At 72.7% G+C, this 14,693-nt stretch carries 12 protein-coding genes; 8 read left to right on the top strand and 4 right to left on the bottom strand.

What is annotated here, in order from left to right; genetic code table 11:
* Positions 1 to 4: 4 nt before the first annotated feature.
* Complete coding sequence (locus ACFV5H_RS10240; protein ID WP_385045883.1) at positions 5 to 538, bottom strand: TerD family protein; 534 nt, start codon at positions 536 to 538, stop codon at positions 5 to 7.
* Positions 539 to 695: 157 nt separating this feature from the next.
* On the opposite strand from ACFV5H_RS10240, the gene ACFV5H_RS10235 reads away from it, so the two are divergent.
* The 3 genes from ACFV5H_RS10235 (at position 696) to ACFV5H_RS10225 (ending at position 3,019) form a co-directional block, all read left to right on the top strand.
* Positions 696 to 1,301 (top strand): YdbC family protein, encoded by a 606-nt coding sequence (locus tag ACFV5H_RS10235; protein ID WP_385045881.1) that lies wholly within the window; start codon positions 696 to 698, stop codon positions 1,299 to 1,301.
* A 118-nt stretch (positions 1,302 to 1,419) separates the two neighbouring features.
* Positions 1,420 to 2,079: a histidine phosphatase family protein gene (locus tag ACFV5H_RS10230; protein WP_385045878.1), complete on the top strand. Its 660-nt coding sequence runs from the start codon at positions 1,420 to 1,422 to the stop codon at positions 2,077 to 2,079.
* 31 nt (positions 2,080 to 2,110) lie between these two features.
* The gene (locus ACFV5H_RS10225) at positions 2,111 to 3,019 is read left to right on the top strand and encodes an ADP-ribosylglycohydrolase family protein (protein ID WP_385045876.1); all 909 of its coding nucleotides are present in this window, start codon (positions 2,111 to 2,113) and stop codon (positions 3,017 to 3,019) included.
* 302 nt (positions 3,020 to 3,321) lie between these two features.
* Here the strand turns inward: ACFV5H_RS10225 and ACFV5H_RS10220 are convergent, their stop codons facing one another.
* Entirely contained in the window at positions 3,322 to 4,869 is a 1,548-nt protein-coding gene (locus tag ACFV5H_RS10220) for an MFS transporter (protein WP_385045873.1), read from the bottom strand.
* A gap of 186 nt (positions 4,870 to 5,055) precedes the next feature.
* Here ACFV5H_RS10220 and ACFV5H_RS10215 point away from each other — a divergent pair, with 186 nt between their 5' ends.
* The 3 genes from ACFV5H_RS10215 to ACFV5H_RS10205 all read left to right on the top strand — a co-directional run bounded on the left by ACFV5H_RS10215 (position 5,056) and on the right by ACFV5H_RS10205 (position 7,123).
* A complete protein-coding gene (locus tag ACFV5H_RS10215; protein WP_385193954.1) occupies positions 5,056 to 5,679 on the top strand; it encodes a TetR/AcrR family transcriptional regulator in 624 nt (207 codons plus the stop codon).
* Positions 5,680 to 5,760: 81 nt separating this feature from the next.
* Complete coding sequence (locus tag ACFV5H_RS10210) at positions 5,761 to 6,462, top strand: ribonuclease HII (RefSeq protein ID WP_385045867.1); 702 nt, start codon at positions 5,761 to 5,763, stop codon at positions 6,460 to 6,462.
* A 67-nt stretch (positions 6,463 to 6,529) separates the two neighbouring features.
* Positions 6,530 to 7,123 (top strand): hypothetical protein, encoded by a 594-nt coding sequence (locus ACFV5H_RS10205; protein ID WP_385193951.1) that lies wholly within the window; start codon positions 6,530 to 6,532, stop codon positions 7,121 to 7,123.
* Between the two features lie 225 nt (positions 7,124 to 7,348).
* Here the strand turns inward: ACFV5H_RS10205 and ACFV5H_RS10200 are convergent, their stop codons facing one another.
* Together ACFV5H_RS10200 and ACFV5H_RS10195 are read right to left on the bottom strand one after the other, a co-directional pair.
* Positions 7,349 to 7,963, bottom strand: coding sequence for a hypothetical protein (locus tag ACFV5H_RS10200; RefSeq protein ID WP_385193949.1), 615 nt, complete (start codon positions 7,961 to 7,963; stop codon positions 7,349 to 7,351).
* A 213-nt stretch (positions 7,964 to 8,176) separates the two neighbouring features.
* On the bottom strand, positions 8,177 to 10,342 hold the full coding sequence (locus ACFV5H_RS10195) for a RecQ family ATP-dependent DNA helicase (protein ID WP_385193946.1): 2,166 nt from the start codon (positions 10,340 to 10,342) through the stop codon (positions 8,177 to 8,179).
* 142 nt (positions 10,343 to 10,484) lie between these two features.
* On the opposite strand from ACFV5H_RS10195, the gene ACFV5H_RS10190 reads away from it, so the two are divergent.
* Positions 10,485 to 12,056 (top strand): DUF4192 domain-containing protein, encoded by a 1,572-nt coding sequence (locus ACFV5H_RS10190; protein ID WP_385193944.1) that lies wholly within the window; start codon positions 10,485 to 10,487, stop codon positions 12,054 to 12,056.
* Between the two features lie 496 nt (positions 12,057 to 12,552).
* Positions 12,553 to 14,613 carry a glycogen debranching N-terminal domain-containing protein gene (locus ACFV5H_RS10185; protein ID WP_385193941.1) on the top strand — a complete coding sequence of 687 codons (2,061 nt, stop codon included), beginning with the start codon at positions 12,553 to 12,555 and terminating at the stop codon, positions 14,611 to 14,613.
* Positions 14,614 to 14,693: the final 80 nt, after the last annotated feature.

Below are 14,693 nucleotides of genomic sequence, written 5' to 3'. Positions count from 1 at the left end.
GCGGTCAGGCCCGGCGCGACGTCCCCATCGCACGGGTGAAGTCCGCCGGATCGCCCTCGAACCCCTGGACACCGGGGCGGAACTCCCAGGCTCCCGACCCGTCCCGGACGAACTCCGCGACCGTCGCCGCCGTGGCCCCGAGGACACCGCCGAAGTCGTCCTCGGCCAGCACGGTGTAGCCCTCGCGGACGCGCAGACCGGGGTTGCCCACCCCGGAGAACGTCCGCCGCCCCTGGTGCTGTTGTATGACGACGCCGACCACCACGCGCGCGTACCGCCGGTCGAGCCGGTCCAGCTCCAGCGTCATGACCTCGTCGTAGCCGAAGCCCTGGCCGTCCTTGCTGTCCCGGTTGAGCGTGATGGTGCCGTCGGGGGAACGACTGTCGAAGTGCACCACGTAGGCGGGAGCGCCGTGCGTCTCGCCCGCCGGATAGGGCGCGGCGACGAGATCCAGGTCGGTGGAGGGTTCCCCCGACGGACTCGGGTCCCACCTCAGCGCGATCTCGACCTTGCGGATGCCCTTGTTGAGGCCGTTCACCAGTCTTCCCCTTCCCCGTGACCGTCCTGCCCGCTCACCCCGATTGCCGGGCGTTCCCGGCGGGTTGTCCATCCTGCCACGCGCGTGGCGGCGGACGACGGTAAGCAGTCACTCCGAGAGTGACCGGCGCCACGCTCCCTGGCCTTACGATGGCGCGGTGCTGGTCAAGTGGATTCGCTGCACCGTGGTGGACCGCCGTGGGTTCGAGCGGGGGCAGCGGAAGTGGGCGGGGCTTCTGGGGGAGCCGGGGTTTCGCGGGCAGGGCGGAGGCTGGAGCCGGGGGCGGCCGGACGTGGCGCACATCTTCTCCTTCTGGGAGAGCCGTGCCTTCTACGACTCGTTCATGGCCCGCTCCCACGACCGGCTCGCCTCGGCCCAGTCGGGCACGTTCAAGGACGCCCAGGTCAGGCTCTTCGACCACCGCTTCGACGTGAAGACCGGCTTCGAACCGCGTTTCACGGACGCCGACCTGCTCAGGGTGGCGCTGTGCCGCGTGCACGAGGAGCGGTCGGAGCACTTCGTACTGATGCAGGAGAAGGTCTGGAATCCGGCCATGGCCGGCTCTCCAGGCATGGTCCGGGGGCTGTTCGGAGAGGCGCCCGGGCACGAGTTCCTGGTGCTGTCGATGTGGCGGGCGGCCGCCGAGCACGGCAAGTACCGCACCGAGCGGGTGGAACGCCTCGCCCTGCGGGCGCAGACGGAGGCCGACGTCGCGGCCCTCGCGGGAGACATCGTGGAGATGGAATCGGCCTGGACGGTTTGATCTCCGGACGCGGAACGGTGTGTACCGGTGTGACGCGGGGTGCGGGACATGTGTGACCTACGCCGTACGGGGCCCGTACGGGTGCTCGTCCGGCCGTCACCCGATCTAGGGTCTTGGCATGGTACGACCTCGGCGCATCGTCCTTGTCCGACACGGCGAATCAACGGGCAATGTTGATGACTCCGTCTATGAGCGCGAACCCGATCACGCCCTGGCCCTGACCGAACGGGGCAGACTGCAGGCGGAGGAGACGGGCGAGCGGTTGCGGGAACTCTTCGGCCGTGAGCGCGTCAGCGTCTACGTCTCCCCCTACCGCCGCACGCACCAGACGCTGAGCGCCTTCCGGCTCGACCCGGGGCGGATACGCGTGCGCGAGGAGCCGAGGCTGCGCGAGCAGGACTGGGGCAACTGGCAGGACCGCGAGGACGTGCGTCTGCAGAAGGCCTACCGTGACGCCTACGGGCACTTCTTCTACCGGTTCGCCCAGGGGGAGTCCGGAGCCGACGTCTACGACCGGGTCGGCGGCTTCCTGGAGAGCCTGTTCCGCAGCTTCGAGGCCCCCGACCACCCCCCGAACGTCCTGATCGTCACCCACGGTCTGGCCATGCGGCTGTTCTGCATGCGGTGGTTCCACTGGACCGTGGCGGAGTTCGAGTCGCTGTCGAACCCGGGGAACGCCGAGATGCGCGTGCTCGTTCTGGGGGAGAACGGCAAGTACACCCTCGACCGGCCCTTCGGGCGCTGGCGGGATCCGGAACCCTACGGGATCACCGGATAGACAGAGGGTCACCGGATAGAGTGGCAGGGCAATGACCGCTGATTCCTCTCCCGCCGGGCGCCTGGACCGCGCCCTGGCCAGCCTGCGTGGCGTGTCCGTGGGGGACGCGCTCGGCTCCCAGTTCTTCGTGCCGGTGAACTATCCGCTGCTCAAGCGCCGCGAACTGCCCCCGGCGCCCTGGCAGTGGACGGACGACACGGAGATGGCGTGCTCCGTCGTCTCCGTCCTGGCCACGCACCACCGGATCGACCAGGACGCCCTCGCGCGGTCCTTCGCCACGCATCACGACTTCGACCGGGGCTACGGGCCCGCGGTCAACCGGCTGCTGCGCCTGGTCCGCGAGGGCGGCGACTGGCGGGAACTCGCCGCCGCGCTCTTCAACGGGCAGGGGTCGTGGGGCAACGGCGCCGCGATGCGGATCGCGCCGTTGGGCGCCTGGTACGCGGACGACCCGGAACAGGCCACCCATCAGGCCGAGATCTCCGCCTACCCCACGCACCAGCATCGTGAGGCCGTGGTCGGCGCCATGGCCGTCGCGGCGGCGGCCGCGCTGGTCGCCGCGCCCGGCGGGCCGCCCGGCTCGGAAGCCCTCCTCGACGGGGTGATCGCGCTGGTGCCCGCGAGGAGCGCGGTCGGCGCGGGGCTGCGCCGGGCCCGGGACATGCTCGACTACGCGGACGCGGCCACCGTCGCGGCCGTGCTCGGCTGCGGACGGCGTACGACGGCGCATGACACCGTGCCCTTCGCCCTCTGGTCGGCGGCCCGGGCTCTCGGCGACTACGAGCGGGCGTTCTGGACGACCGCGCAGGTGGGCGGGGACGTCGACACGACCTGTGCGATCGTGGGCGGCGTGGTCGCCGCCGAGAAGGCGGGGGCACCGCCCGCCGAGTGGGCCGACCGGGTCGAGCCCTTGCCGGAGTGGATGCGGACCGCGGTCTGAGGGCGGGCACCGGCCTCCGCCTCGGTCCGGGGCGGAGTTCGGAACTCTCTGTGCGTCCCGGGAACTCTCCGTGACCGGCCGCTCGTTGTCGAGACATCCGCTGTGTGAGGCATGAGGTCTGACACGTGTAGACGGGTCCGTCGTGCGGGAGTGGTGTGGGGGGAGAGGCCGTGGTGGTGATCGTGAAAGCGTTGCTCGGGGTTCTGCTCGCCCTGACGGGTACGGGCCGGCCGGGCGTTCGCCGGCCGAGTCCGAAGACGTCGGCCGGTGAGCCGCCGGGCCGGCCCCGTGGTGTTCCCTTCTCAGCCCATGCCCGGCCCGGCCGAGCCGGACAGCGCCTCCAGGTCGCTCTTGCGGACCCGTATGACGAACCACGCGGTGGCCAGGGCGAGTACGGCCATCGCGGCAGCCGGGACGAAGGCCGTGGAGATGCCCTCGGTGAGCACCTCATGGCCCCAGGGAGCGGGCAGTTGCTGCGTCTGGGCGAACTCCGCCTTCTGCTCCGCCGTCCCTTCCGCGAGGAAGCCCGGGATCTGCTTCTCCGCCTCGTCCTTGCTGGCCGTGCCGAACACCGTCGTCAGGAGGGCCAGTCCCACCGACCCGCCCACCTGCTGGGTGGCGTTGAGCAGCCCGGACGCGGCGCCGGCCTCGTGCTGGGCCACCCCGGAGACCGCGGTGAGCGTCAGCGTCACGAAGTTCAGTCCCATACCGAAGCCGAAGATCAGCATGGGGCCGAGGATGCCGCCGACATAAGAGCTGTCGGAGCTGATCAGCGTCTGCCAGGTCAGTCCGACCGCGGCGAGCGCCGACCCGACGAGCATGAACGGCTTGGGGCCGAACACGGGAAGGAACCGCTGCGACAGGCCGGCTCCGAGCGCGATCACGACCGTCACCGGCAGGAAGGCGAGACCGGCCTCGATCGGGCTGTAGCCGAGCACGTTCTGCACGAAGAGGACGATGTAGAAGAACATGCCGAACATCGCCGCGGCCAGGCTGAGCATGATCACATACGTGCCCGCGCGGTTGCGGTCGGTGAACATCCGCAGCGGGGTGATCGGCTCCTTGGCCCGGGACTCGATCAGTGCGAAGGCCACCAGCAGGACCGCGGCGGCCGCGAAGGAGCCGATGGTCAGCCCGTCCCGCCAGCCTTCCTCCGCCGCGCGGATGAAGCCGTAGACGAGAGAGGCCATGCCGGCCGTCGAGGTCACCGCGCCCGCGATGTCGAAACGGCCGGTGTGCCGCTCGGACTCGTTGATGTACATCGGTGTGAGGACGACGATCAGCAGGCCGATCGGCACATTGACGAAGAGCACCCACCGCCAGTCGAGCCACTCGGTGAGCATGCCGCCCGCGAGCAGGCCGATGGCGCCGCCGCCCGCGGAGACCGCGGCGAAGATGCCGAAGGCGCGATTGCGCTCGGGTCCTTCCGGGAACGTGGTGGTGATGAGCGCCAGCGAGGTGGGCGAGGCGATGGCGCCGCCCACGCCCTGCAGGACGCGTGCGGCCAGCAGCTGCCACGGCTCCTGGGCGAACCCGCCGAGCAGCGAGGCGAGGGTGAACAGCAGGATGCCGGTCATGAAGACACGGCGGCGGCCGAGGATGTCGCCGGCCCGGCCGCCGAGCAGCAGCAGGCCACCGAAGGTCAGGGTGTAGGCGCTGATCACCCAGGTGAGGTCGGTGGTGCTGAACTCGAGAGCGTTCTGGATGTGCGGCAGCGCGATGTTCACAATCGTCGAGTCGAGTACCACCATGAGTTGGCAGGCCGCGATGACGGTGAGCGCGATGCCGGGACGCCCGTCCCGGCGGGCCGCACCTGGCTTCTGGGTCTGAGTCAAAGGAGAGGTTGTCACTATGGGTCCCCCACGAGTGCGTCAGTGAACGCTCGCGTTCACTGTTGCGCCAACGGTATGAGTCCCCGACAGTGAACGCAAGCGTTCACTGAATGCGTTGTCGCTCGGCGCGTCCCCCTCGGTTGTCGCGCGACGCGTGCTTCATCCCCGAATGTCCGCTTCCTCTGCTCGTTGGAGAAGAGTCAGATGGTTTCTTCGAGCTGGGTGGCCGCCCAGGATCGGACGGCCGCCTCCCGCCGCCGCGGTGCCGTGCTGGAACGTGCGATCCTCGATGCCGCCCTGGAGCAGCTCAGTACGGTCGGCTGGAACGGCCTGACGATGGAGGGCGTCGCCGCGGGCGCCCAGACCGGAAAGGCCGCCGTCTACCGGCGCTGGCCGTCCAAGGAGGATCTGGTCGCGGACGCGCTGCGGGCCGGGCTGCCGCAGTTCGACGAGGCGCCGGACCTGGGCGGTGTGCGCGAGGATCTGCTGGACCTGTGTCTGAAGGCGCGCGACGCGATGTTCTCCCAGCCGGGGTACGCTCTGCGTTCGGTGATTCACGAATGTGACACGCTCCAGGCCGAGCGCTTCCACGCCGTCATCTTCGAAGGGGTCGTGGAACCCACCATCAAGATGCTGCGTGCCGTGATCGAGCGTGGAATAGAGCGGGGAGAGGTGCGTGCCGACGCGGCGAACGGATATGTCTTCGACGCCATTCCGGCGATGATGATGTATCGCTCGAAGATGTGCGGCAGCGAATGGTCGGACGTCGATCTGGAGGAGATGATCGACCAGTTGATGGTTCCGCTGCTGCGGCCGGCCGGCTCCTGACCGCGATTTCCCCGAGTCGTCGGCGCCGCTCGGGGACCGGGGTGTCGCGGGCCGCCGCGGGCGGCGTACGCTAAGGGCGCCATGCCGTACGAACCACCTACTCACACCGTCGAGCGCTCTCTGCGTGCCACGACCGGGGCGAAGATCGTTGCAGGTGTCGACGAGGTGGGGCGCGGCGCGTGGGCCGGCCCTGTCACCGTCTGCGCGGCGGTCACCGGACTGCGCCGGCCACCGGGGGGTCTCACGGACTCCAAGCTCCTCACCGTCAGGCGGCGCACCGAGCTCGCCGAGACGCTGCGGAGCTGGGTGACCTCGTACGCCCTGGGGCACGCCTCTCCCGAGGAGATCGACGCCCTGGGGATGACGGCCGCGCTGCGGCTGGCTGCGGGGCGTGCGCTGGAGGGGCTGCCGGTCCGGCCGGACGCGGTGATCCTCGACGGCAAGCACGACTATCTCGGCACGCCTTGGAAGGTCCGTACGGTCATCAAGGGTGACCAGTCGTGTGTGGCCGTCGCGGCGGCCTCGGTGATCGCCAAGGTTCAGCGCGACAAAATGATGGCCGAACTGGGCGTCGACCATGCAGACTTCGGTTTTGCGGACAACGCCGGGTATCCGTCGCCCGTGCACAAGGCCGCACTGGAGGTCCGGGGGCCCACCCCGTACCACCGGTTGTCGTGGGCGTATCTTGATGCGCTGCCCCAGTGGCGGCACCTCAAGAAGGTCCGCAGCTTGACGGAAGGGCGCGTTCCGGAAATCGAGGGTCAGCTCGGCTTCGACTTCTGACGGACCGCTCGCACTCATGTGCCACCCGGCGGCGCGAGCCGTACCAACGTTTGATAAAAATCAACCCATGCCTCTCATTCCCGAGGAGCCTCAGATTCACGAGAGTGCCCAGGGTCCCCGCACCGCGCCGACCCCCCGCCCCGTACCCGGTCCCCGCCCCGCGGCTCCGTCGCGTCCTGGTCGTCCCGGCCCGCCGCGGCCCGCGCCGCCGGTGCAGCGCGCGTCGCGCGACGCGGCCAAGCCCGTTCCCCCGGCTCCGCCCGCGGCGGCCACCCCGCAGCTCCAGTTGATCCCGGCCTCGGCCCAGGGGGCGCTCGACGCCGCCGAAGAGGCCGTCGACCTGCTGCTGGACGCGGGCCGCGCCCCCGGCGACGTGCTGGTGATCACCACCGGTGACCCGCACCCGTGGGCCACCCACGAACTGTCCTTCGGCGAAGCCTCCTACTGGGCCCAGCACGACGCCGGTGACGACGTCTTCTACACGGACGCCAAGGTCGCCGAGCGTGCCGGTGCGCGCCCCGTCGTCGTGGTCGCCGTCAATGGAGGCCCGGAACCCGCGGCTGCCTCCGCGCTGTCGGTGGCGCACGCCCGGGCCGGCACCCTGCTGATCGTCTGCGGCGACCCGCAGCGCATCAACTCGGTGCTGGGCGCGGGCGTCTGAGCCGGCGCCAAGGCGTCCGGCCGGACGCCGAGGGGGAAACGGACGCCGCGGTCGCGGTGTCCGTACGACCGGGGACTCGGCGTGCCCGGGACCGGAGGGGCCGACGCTCTGGCGTCTTCGCCACCCCGGTACCGGGCCGGGTCCGGCGTCGCGCGGACGCGCCGTGGTACGGCCCGCCCCACGCCACCATGTGAGGCCTGGATGTCCGGGCGGCGTCCCGTACCGTCAGCGTGCCGCCGCGCGGCGCAGAACCTCTGACGCGGCACCACCGGTGCGCGGTATCCGGGGCGGTGCCGCGGACGTGGCGAACGGTTCCGGCGCCGAGCCGGCGCTGGGGTGACGGCCGCCACGCCCCTCGCCGAGGACCTGCCACCCGTTACGGGTCAGCGTGATGTACGCACCGCAGCGCAGCCCGTGCAGGGTGCAGGCGTCCCGCAGCCCCCACATCCACGCACCGTCCTCCTCCGTCCAGCGAGCGTCGCCGTCACGGCAGTAGAGCAGCACGGCGGTGCGCACCGGGGTGCGGCGGCGCAGGTCGTGCGGGATCACCCGGCGCAACTGGGACAGCAGCACATTGCGGAGCAACCAGCCGTCCGCGGAGGCGGTACGCCGGGTGAACGACGCGCTCGCCCGCACCCGTTCGTCCGGATCGAGTACGGCGACGACCGCGGTCGCCGGACCGGGACGGTGCCGGGCGTGCAGTCCGCTGACGACCTCCCGCGGACTGCCCAGCAGCGGGATTCCCGCGGCGGCCCACTCCGCGGGTTCGAGCACACGAGTGGCGGAAGCGGCGGACGTCGACAGCGATGCCGCCGAGGACGGAGCGAATCCGAAGGTCACGGTTCTCCCTTCGGCTACGCCCGGACTGCGGGCGGGGTCGGATTCGGGGGAGCGCGCACGCAACAGAGCCCTACCTGATCGGCGGGCGAGCCGTGCGGGTGCGTCCTTCAATTCTTCCTGTCGAACTTGGATGCGGCAACGAGCAATTGATGCAGCGGTCCGGTATCGGATGTTCCACGGCTAATATCCCCACCCGCCGGGTGGTCCGAACCATCAGCCCTGTACGGCCAGCACCAGCGGCAGCACACCCTGTGCACCGGCCCGCCGGAGCAGGCGCGCCGCGATCGCGAGAGTCCAGCCCGTCTCCGTGTAGTCGTCCACGAGGAGAACCGGGCCCCGCGCCTCGGCCAGCGCGGCGGCGAGGTCGGAGGGCACGGTCAGCGCCCCGTCGAGGGCCTTGAGGCGCTGGGCGCTGTTGCTCCGGGAGACGGAGTGCGCCTCACCCGTGTAATCCACCGATCCCAGCAGCGGCAGCCGCCCGATCTCCGCGATGCGCGCCCCGAGCGAGTGGATCAGCCGGGGCCGGCTGCGGGAGGCGAGGGTGACCACCCCCGCCGGCCGCGGCTGGGGGTCCGCCGCCCCCGGAGCCCAGCCGCCGGGCCCCTTGGCCCAGTCGGCCAGCACACCCACCACGGCCCGGGCGACATCGTCCGGCACCGGCCCGTCCGGTGCCTGCGGCGCGAACATCGGTCGCAGCCGGTTGCCCCAGCCGATGTCCGACAGACGCCCCAACGCCATGCCCCGAGCGGCTTGTTCCCCCGCCGGGATACGCCCCTTGAGGTCCATGCCGATCGCCGGAAGCCCGGTGGGCCACATCCGCCGGGGCTCCACCTCGACGCCCGCCCGGCCGAGATCCACGCGGGCCGCCTCGAGGGCGGTCGAGGAGGCTTCGGGGGTGTACCGCGGGCCCGCGCAGTTGTCGCAGCGTCCGCAGGGCTTGGCGCCCTCGTCGTCCAACTGGCGCTGCAGGAACTCCATCCGGCAGTCCGTGCTCGCCGCGTACTCGCGCATCGCCTGCTGTTCGGTCTTTCGCTGGCGCGCCACCCACGCGTACCGCTCGGCGTCGTACGTCCACGGCCGCCCGGTCGCGATCCAGCCGCCCTTGACCCGTTTCACCGCCCCGTCCACGTCGAGCACCTTGAGCATGGTCTCCAGCCGGGAGCGGCGCAGCTCCACCAGCGGCTCGAGGGCCGGCAGCGACACGGGCCGGTCGGAGCGCGCGAGGACGTCGAGCGTACGGCGCACCAGGTCCTCCGAGGGGAAGGCGAGCGAGGCGAAGTACTCCCAGATCGCCTCGTCCTCCTTCCCCGGCAGCAGCAGCACCTCGGCGTGCCGGACACCGCGCCCGGCGCGGCCGACCTGCTGGTAGTAGGAGATGGGGGAGGAGGGTGAGCCGAGATGCACCACGAAACCCAGATCGGGCTTGTCGAAGCCCATGCCGAGCGCGGAGGTGGCGACCAGGGCCTTCACCTTGTTGGCGAGCAGATCCTCCTCGGCCTGCTGCCGGTCGGCGTTCTCCGTCCTGCCGGTGTACGAGGCGACGGTGTGCCCGCGCTGCCGGAGGAAGGCGGTGACCTCCTCGGCGGCGGCCACGGTGAGCGTGTAGACGATCCCCGAGCCCGGGAGCTCGTCCAGGTGGTCGGCGAGCCAGGCCATCCGGTGTGCGGCGTCCGGCAGGCGCAGCACGCTCAGGCTCAGGCTCTCCCGGTCCAGCGGGCCCCGCAGCACCAGCGCGTCCGACGAGCCTCCCGTACCCAGCTGTTCCGCGACATCGGCGGTGACACGGGCGTTGGCTGTGGCGGTGGTGGCGAGGACGGGAACGCCGTCCGGGAGGTCGGCGAGCATGGTGCGCAGCCGGCGGTAGTCCGGGCGGAAGTCGTGCCCCCAGTCGGAGATGCAGTGCGCCTCGTCGACCACCAGGAGCCCGGTCGCGGCGGAGAGCCTGGGCAGCACCTGGTCGCGGAAGTCGGGGTTGTTCAGCCGCTCCGGACTCACCAGCAGTACGTCGACGTCGCCCGCGGCGATCTCCGTCTGGACGGAGTCCCATTCCTCGCTGTTGGAGGAGTTGATGGTCCGGGCGCGGATTCCGGCTCTGGCCGCGGCCTCCACCTGGTTGCGCATGAGCGCCAGCAGCGGGGAGACGATCACGGTGGGACCGCTGCCCTGCGCCCGCAGCAGCGAGGTGGCCACGAAGTAGACCGCGGACTTGCCCCAGCCCGTGCGCTGCACGACCAGGGCCCGGCGTTTGTCGGCGACCAGCGCCTCGATCGCCCGCCACTGGTCCTCGCGCAGCCGGGCCCCGCCCGAGGCGTCCCCGACGAGGCGGGCGAGAACCGCGTCGGCGGCCGTGCGGAGATCCGCGTTGCTCGTGTGCTCCATGGGTCCATACAACAGGACACCACTGACATGCGGGCGGGTGCGGGGGAGCGGCCCCCTGCGACCCCGAGGTCGGTGGCATGTTCCTGCTCGAAGTTATCCACAGGGCAAACCGGAAGGCCGCAATCCGCGAGATCGTCTTCGCATGACGAACCACGGCGAAACCACTGGATCCCCCGAAAACGGTGACATCTCCGGGCGTGACACCGGTCCCCGGACGCCCGGCGGCGACGAAGACCGCGCACCGCGTCCGCAGGACATCACCTGCACCGCGTACGACAGCCATGGCGACGGACAGCAGGTCACCCTGCGTTCCCCGGCCGAACTCGCCGACGCCCTGCCCTACCTGCTCGGCTACCGCCCCGAGGACAGCATCGTGCTGGTCGCCCTGCACGACAAGGACGGACGGGGCCGGTTCGGCGGCCGCGCCCGGCTCGGTGTCCCCGCCAACCCCGACGACTGGCCCGCCGCCGCCCGGCAACTGACCCACGGCCTGGTGACGGGCAGCGAACGCCGGGGCGCCCGGCCCGAGCAGATGGTCGTCTTCCTCTGCCACGAACCGGGCCGGGGCGAATCCGGCCGGCAGGTCAAGGAGCGGCTGGGCCCGCTCGCCCACGCCCTGCGCCTGGAGTGCGGCGCCCTGGACATCCCGGTGGTCGAGGCCCTGTGCGTCTCGGACGGCCGCTTCTGGTCGTACTGCTGCGACGACGAGGGCTGCTGCCCGTCCGAGGGGACACCGATGGGCCTGCCCGGCACCTCGGTGCTGGCCGCCGCCGCCACCTACGCCGGGCTCCAGGTCCGCGGCACCCTGCGCGAACTGCGCGCCAGGCTCCAGCCGTGGGAGCACTCCGCCGCCCGGGAACAGGAGGCCGCCCTGGACGCCGCCGGCCTGGCTCTGATCCCCAGGATCCTCGACGCGGAGGGCCGGCACGAGGTCGCCGGGGAGACACTGGGGCTGGCCGAGCGGATCCTGGGCCGTCTCGCCGACGCCCCGCCCGTGCCCGGCATGCTCCCGGCGGACCTGCGGGACGACGAACTGCTCGGGCACGACGAGGCCGCGGCGCTGATCCTCGGCCTGCAGGACCGCACGACCCGCGACCGCGCGGCCGAGTGGATGGAGGACGACGAGGCGGGCCCGGCCCTTCGCCTGTGGCGCGCCCTGGCCCGCCGCTGCGTCGGAGCGTACGGCGAACACGCCGCGGCACCCCTCACCCTCGCCGGGTGGGTCGCCTGGTCCACCGGTGACGAACTGGAGGCCCGGGAAGCACTCGCCATGGCCCTGGGCGCCGACCCCGACTACCTCTTCGCCCGGCTTCTGCACCAGGCGTGCAACGAGGGACTGGACCCGGAGTCGATCCGCCGCTGCCTGCGGTCCGAGCGCGGGGACCGCGGGCGGGTGACGCCGGACGAGCCGGCGGCCGTGACCACGGAGCCGCCGGTTGCCGAACCCGCGGTCCCGGGCCCCGAAGCGGCTCCCCTGCCCCGCCGGCGCCGCACCCGTGCGCCCGGCACCGCCAGCGCTCTCCCTCGCCGGGTCCGCAGGGAGGGCGGCCGACCGGGACGACGGGTTCCGCATCCGCGTACGCCGGCGGCGAGCGCCCACCCCGCGGCGGGCGGCGCGGACGAGAGCGGAACGGGTCCCGGCGCGGGGCGTCGCCGCGGTGCCTCGCGGCCGGGCGCGCAGACCGGTCACCAGGGCGGTGACCGGGAGGAGTGAACGAGCTGAGGTGTTGCGCTCGTTGCGCGGGAACCGGCCTCGAGGAGGTGTGGTGGGCGGTGGCGGGGGTGCTGTCCGTGCTGTGCCGTCGGGCCGGGAGCCGTCCGGGGGCCGCTCCGGACAGGCGACGGCTGTCCGGAGCGGGCGGGGAGGCTGGGCGGCCCGGCGTCGGCGGGGTGCCTCCTCCGCTTTCGACTTCGATCGAGCGGAAGACCCCCGTGAGCGGGAGGCACCCCACCGCCCACCTTCCCCCGCTCTCGGCTCCGCTCGAGCTGGGGGACCCCCATCGCCCTGGGAGTACTTCCCAGGCCGTTCAGGCACGGCTGCTCGCGGTGTGGGTGGGCGTGGGCGTGACCCGGAGACGGGCGGTTCCGTTCACCTGAGTGGCGGAACGCCTGGACGGGACGTGACGTCGTATTCCACTTCCACCGGCCTGACCGAAACCTGTCGGCGACGGGCCCGCCCGAGCCACACCGAGCACAGAGAAAGCCTTCCCATGCACCAGCCGGCTCCGCCCGCCTCTTTCGCCGCTCGCGCCGGAGCCCTGACCGGCACGGGGACACCACTGCCACGACAGCGGGATCACCACCCCACCCGTCGGTGGCCCGCCGAGCTGCCGCCCGCGCACACCGCCATGATCTGTGTCGCCCTGCCCGGCCTCGCCATTTCGACGGAACAGGGACAGCAGACCGGCAGCGGGCTGGAAGGGTTCTACCGCGCGGGACGGCGGCTCCTCTCCCGGTTCCAGGTCCGCGTGGCCGGGCGGGAGCCGCTCGCGGTCCAGGCGCGGATGGTGGCCGCCGACCGGGCCCGTTTCGTGGGGACGCTGCGGGTGTCCCCGCGAGGCGGCGGCCCGGACCCGGACGTGATCGTGGAGCGGACACGCTGCGCGGACGGCACGGAACGGATCACGCTGCGCAGCGCGGCCCCGCGTCCGTTGCGCCTGCCCGTCGAGGTGGCCCTCGGTACGGATCTCGCCGACCTCGGGGCGATCGCCGCCGGCCGCGCGGGGCCCGAACTGCCGGCCGATGTCCACGCCTGTGGCCTGCGCTGGTCCCGTGCCGGCGCACGCGCGTCGGTCACGGCCGAACCGCCGCCCGCCGAGGCGCTGGCCTCCGCCGGACTGCTGCGCTGGGAGTTCGACCTGCCCCCGGGCGGCAGCGCGAGCATCGAGTTGCGCGTACGGCAGGACGGAGCGGCGCCTCTTCGTTCCGCGGGCCGCACGGCCACGAGCCCGCTCGCTCCGGCGCGTGCCACGGGAGACGACCCGCGGGTTCCCGCCCTGCTGCGGGCGAGCGTCGACGACCTCCGGGCCCTCCTGCTGCGTGACCCGGAGCACCCCGCCGACCTCCACCTCGCGGCCGGCGCCCCCTGGCGCTGCGGGCTCGCCCCGGCCGAGGCCCTCGCCGCCGCCCGGATGGCCCTGCCGCTCGGCACCGGGCTCGCCGCGGGCACCCTGCGCGTCCTCGCCCGCACCCAACTCCCCGGGCCGGGACCGAAGGCCGGCATGATTCCCGGCCCGCGCCGCGACGCCGGGCCCCATCTGCCTCCCGGCTGCACGGGAACGGAGGCCACGCTGCTCTTCCCCGTGCTCCTGGCCGAGGCCCGCCGCTGGGGGCTTCCCGGACGCGAGACCGAGGAGCTGCTTCCGGCCGCCGAACGCTGTCTGGCCTGGCTGCGGAACACGGTGGGCGACGGCGCCTACCTGCCCGACCCGCAGCCCGGCGGGCCCGTCCGCTGCGAGACCCAGGCCCAGGCCCACCGGGCGGCCCTGCTCGGCGCCGACCTGCTCGACGCGTACGGCAGACCGGGCGGCGCCGGACTGCGGCAGTGGGCGCGGATCTTGCGCGGGGCCTTCCACGACGACTTCTGGATCGACGGCCTGCGCGGAGACCGGCCGGCGGCGGCCCGCGCCCCGGACGGCCGCCCCGTCCCGCACCTGGGCGCACCGGTCGCGCACCTCCTCGACACCGGGCTGCTGGGCGGGGGCGAACTCGCGCCCGGCCTCCTCGGCAGGGTGCGGACCGAGCGGCTGGCGCGGCTGCTGGGCGGTCCCGACCTGGACTCGGGCTGGGGCCTGCGCGGCATGGGCGTGGAGGAGGAGGGATACAACCCGTTCGGACACCGCTCCGGCGCCGTGCGGGTCCGCGAGACGGCGCTCGCCGTCGCGGGACTCGCGGCCGCCGGCTACGAGAGGGAGGCGGCGTCCCTGCTGCGGGGTGTGCTCGGGGCGGCGGAGGCGTTCGGCCACCGGCTGCCCGAGATGTACGCGGGGGAGCAGCGGACCGAGGGGAGCGCTCCGCTCCCGCACCCGGCGGCCTGCCGCCCGGCGGCCACGGCGGCGGCCGCCGGAGTCCTGCTGCTGACCACGCTCGCGGGGGTCCGCCCCGACGCCCCGGCCCGGACGGTCGCGCTGCGCCCGGTGCGCGGCGCCCCGCTGGGCGAGACGGTCCTGACGGGACTGCGCGTGGCGGGCGCCCCCTTCGCCGTACGGATCAGCCGGCTCGGTCTCGTCATGGTCGAGGAAGCGGCCGACGGACTCCAGTTGGGAGCCTGATCCGGTGGGGCACATCCTCGCCGGGTGGCGGGGAGAGCGGAACGACGGACCCGCCGGAGCGAAGTGGATCAGTTGGTGTC

The organism is Streptomyces sp. NPDC059787, from assembly GCF_042732315.1.
GTDB lineage: Bacteria > Actinomycetota > Actinomycetes > Streptomycetales > Streptomycetaceae > Streptomyces > Streptomyces atrovirens.
The sequence above is the reverse complement of the archived record's forward strand: the minus strand, read 5'-3'. Positions and strand labels throughout refer to the sequence as shown.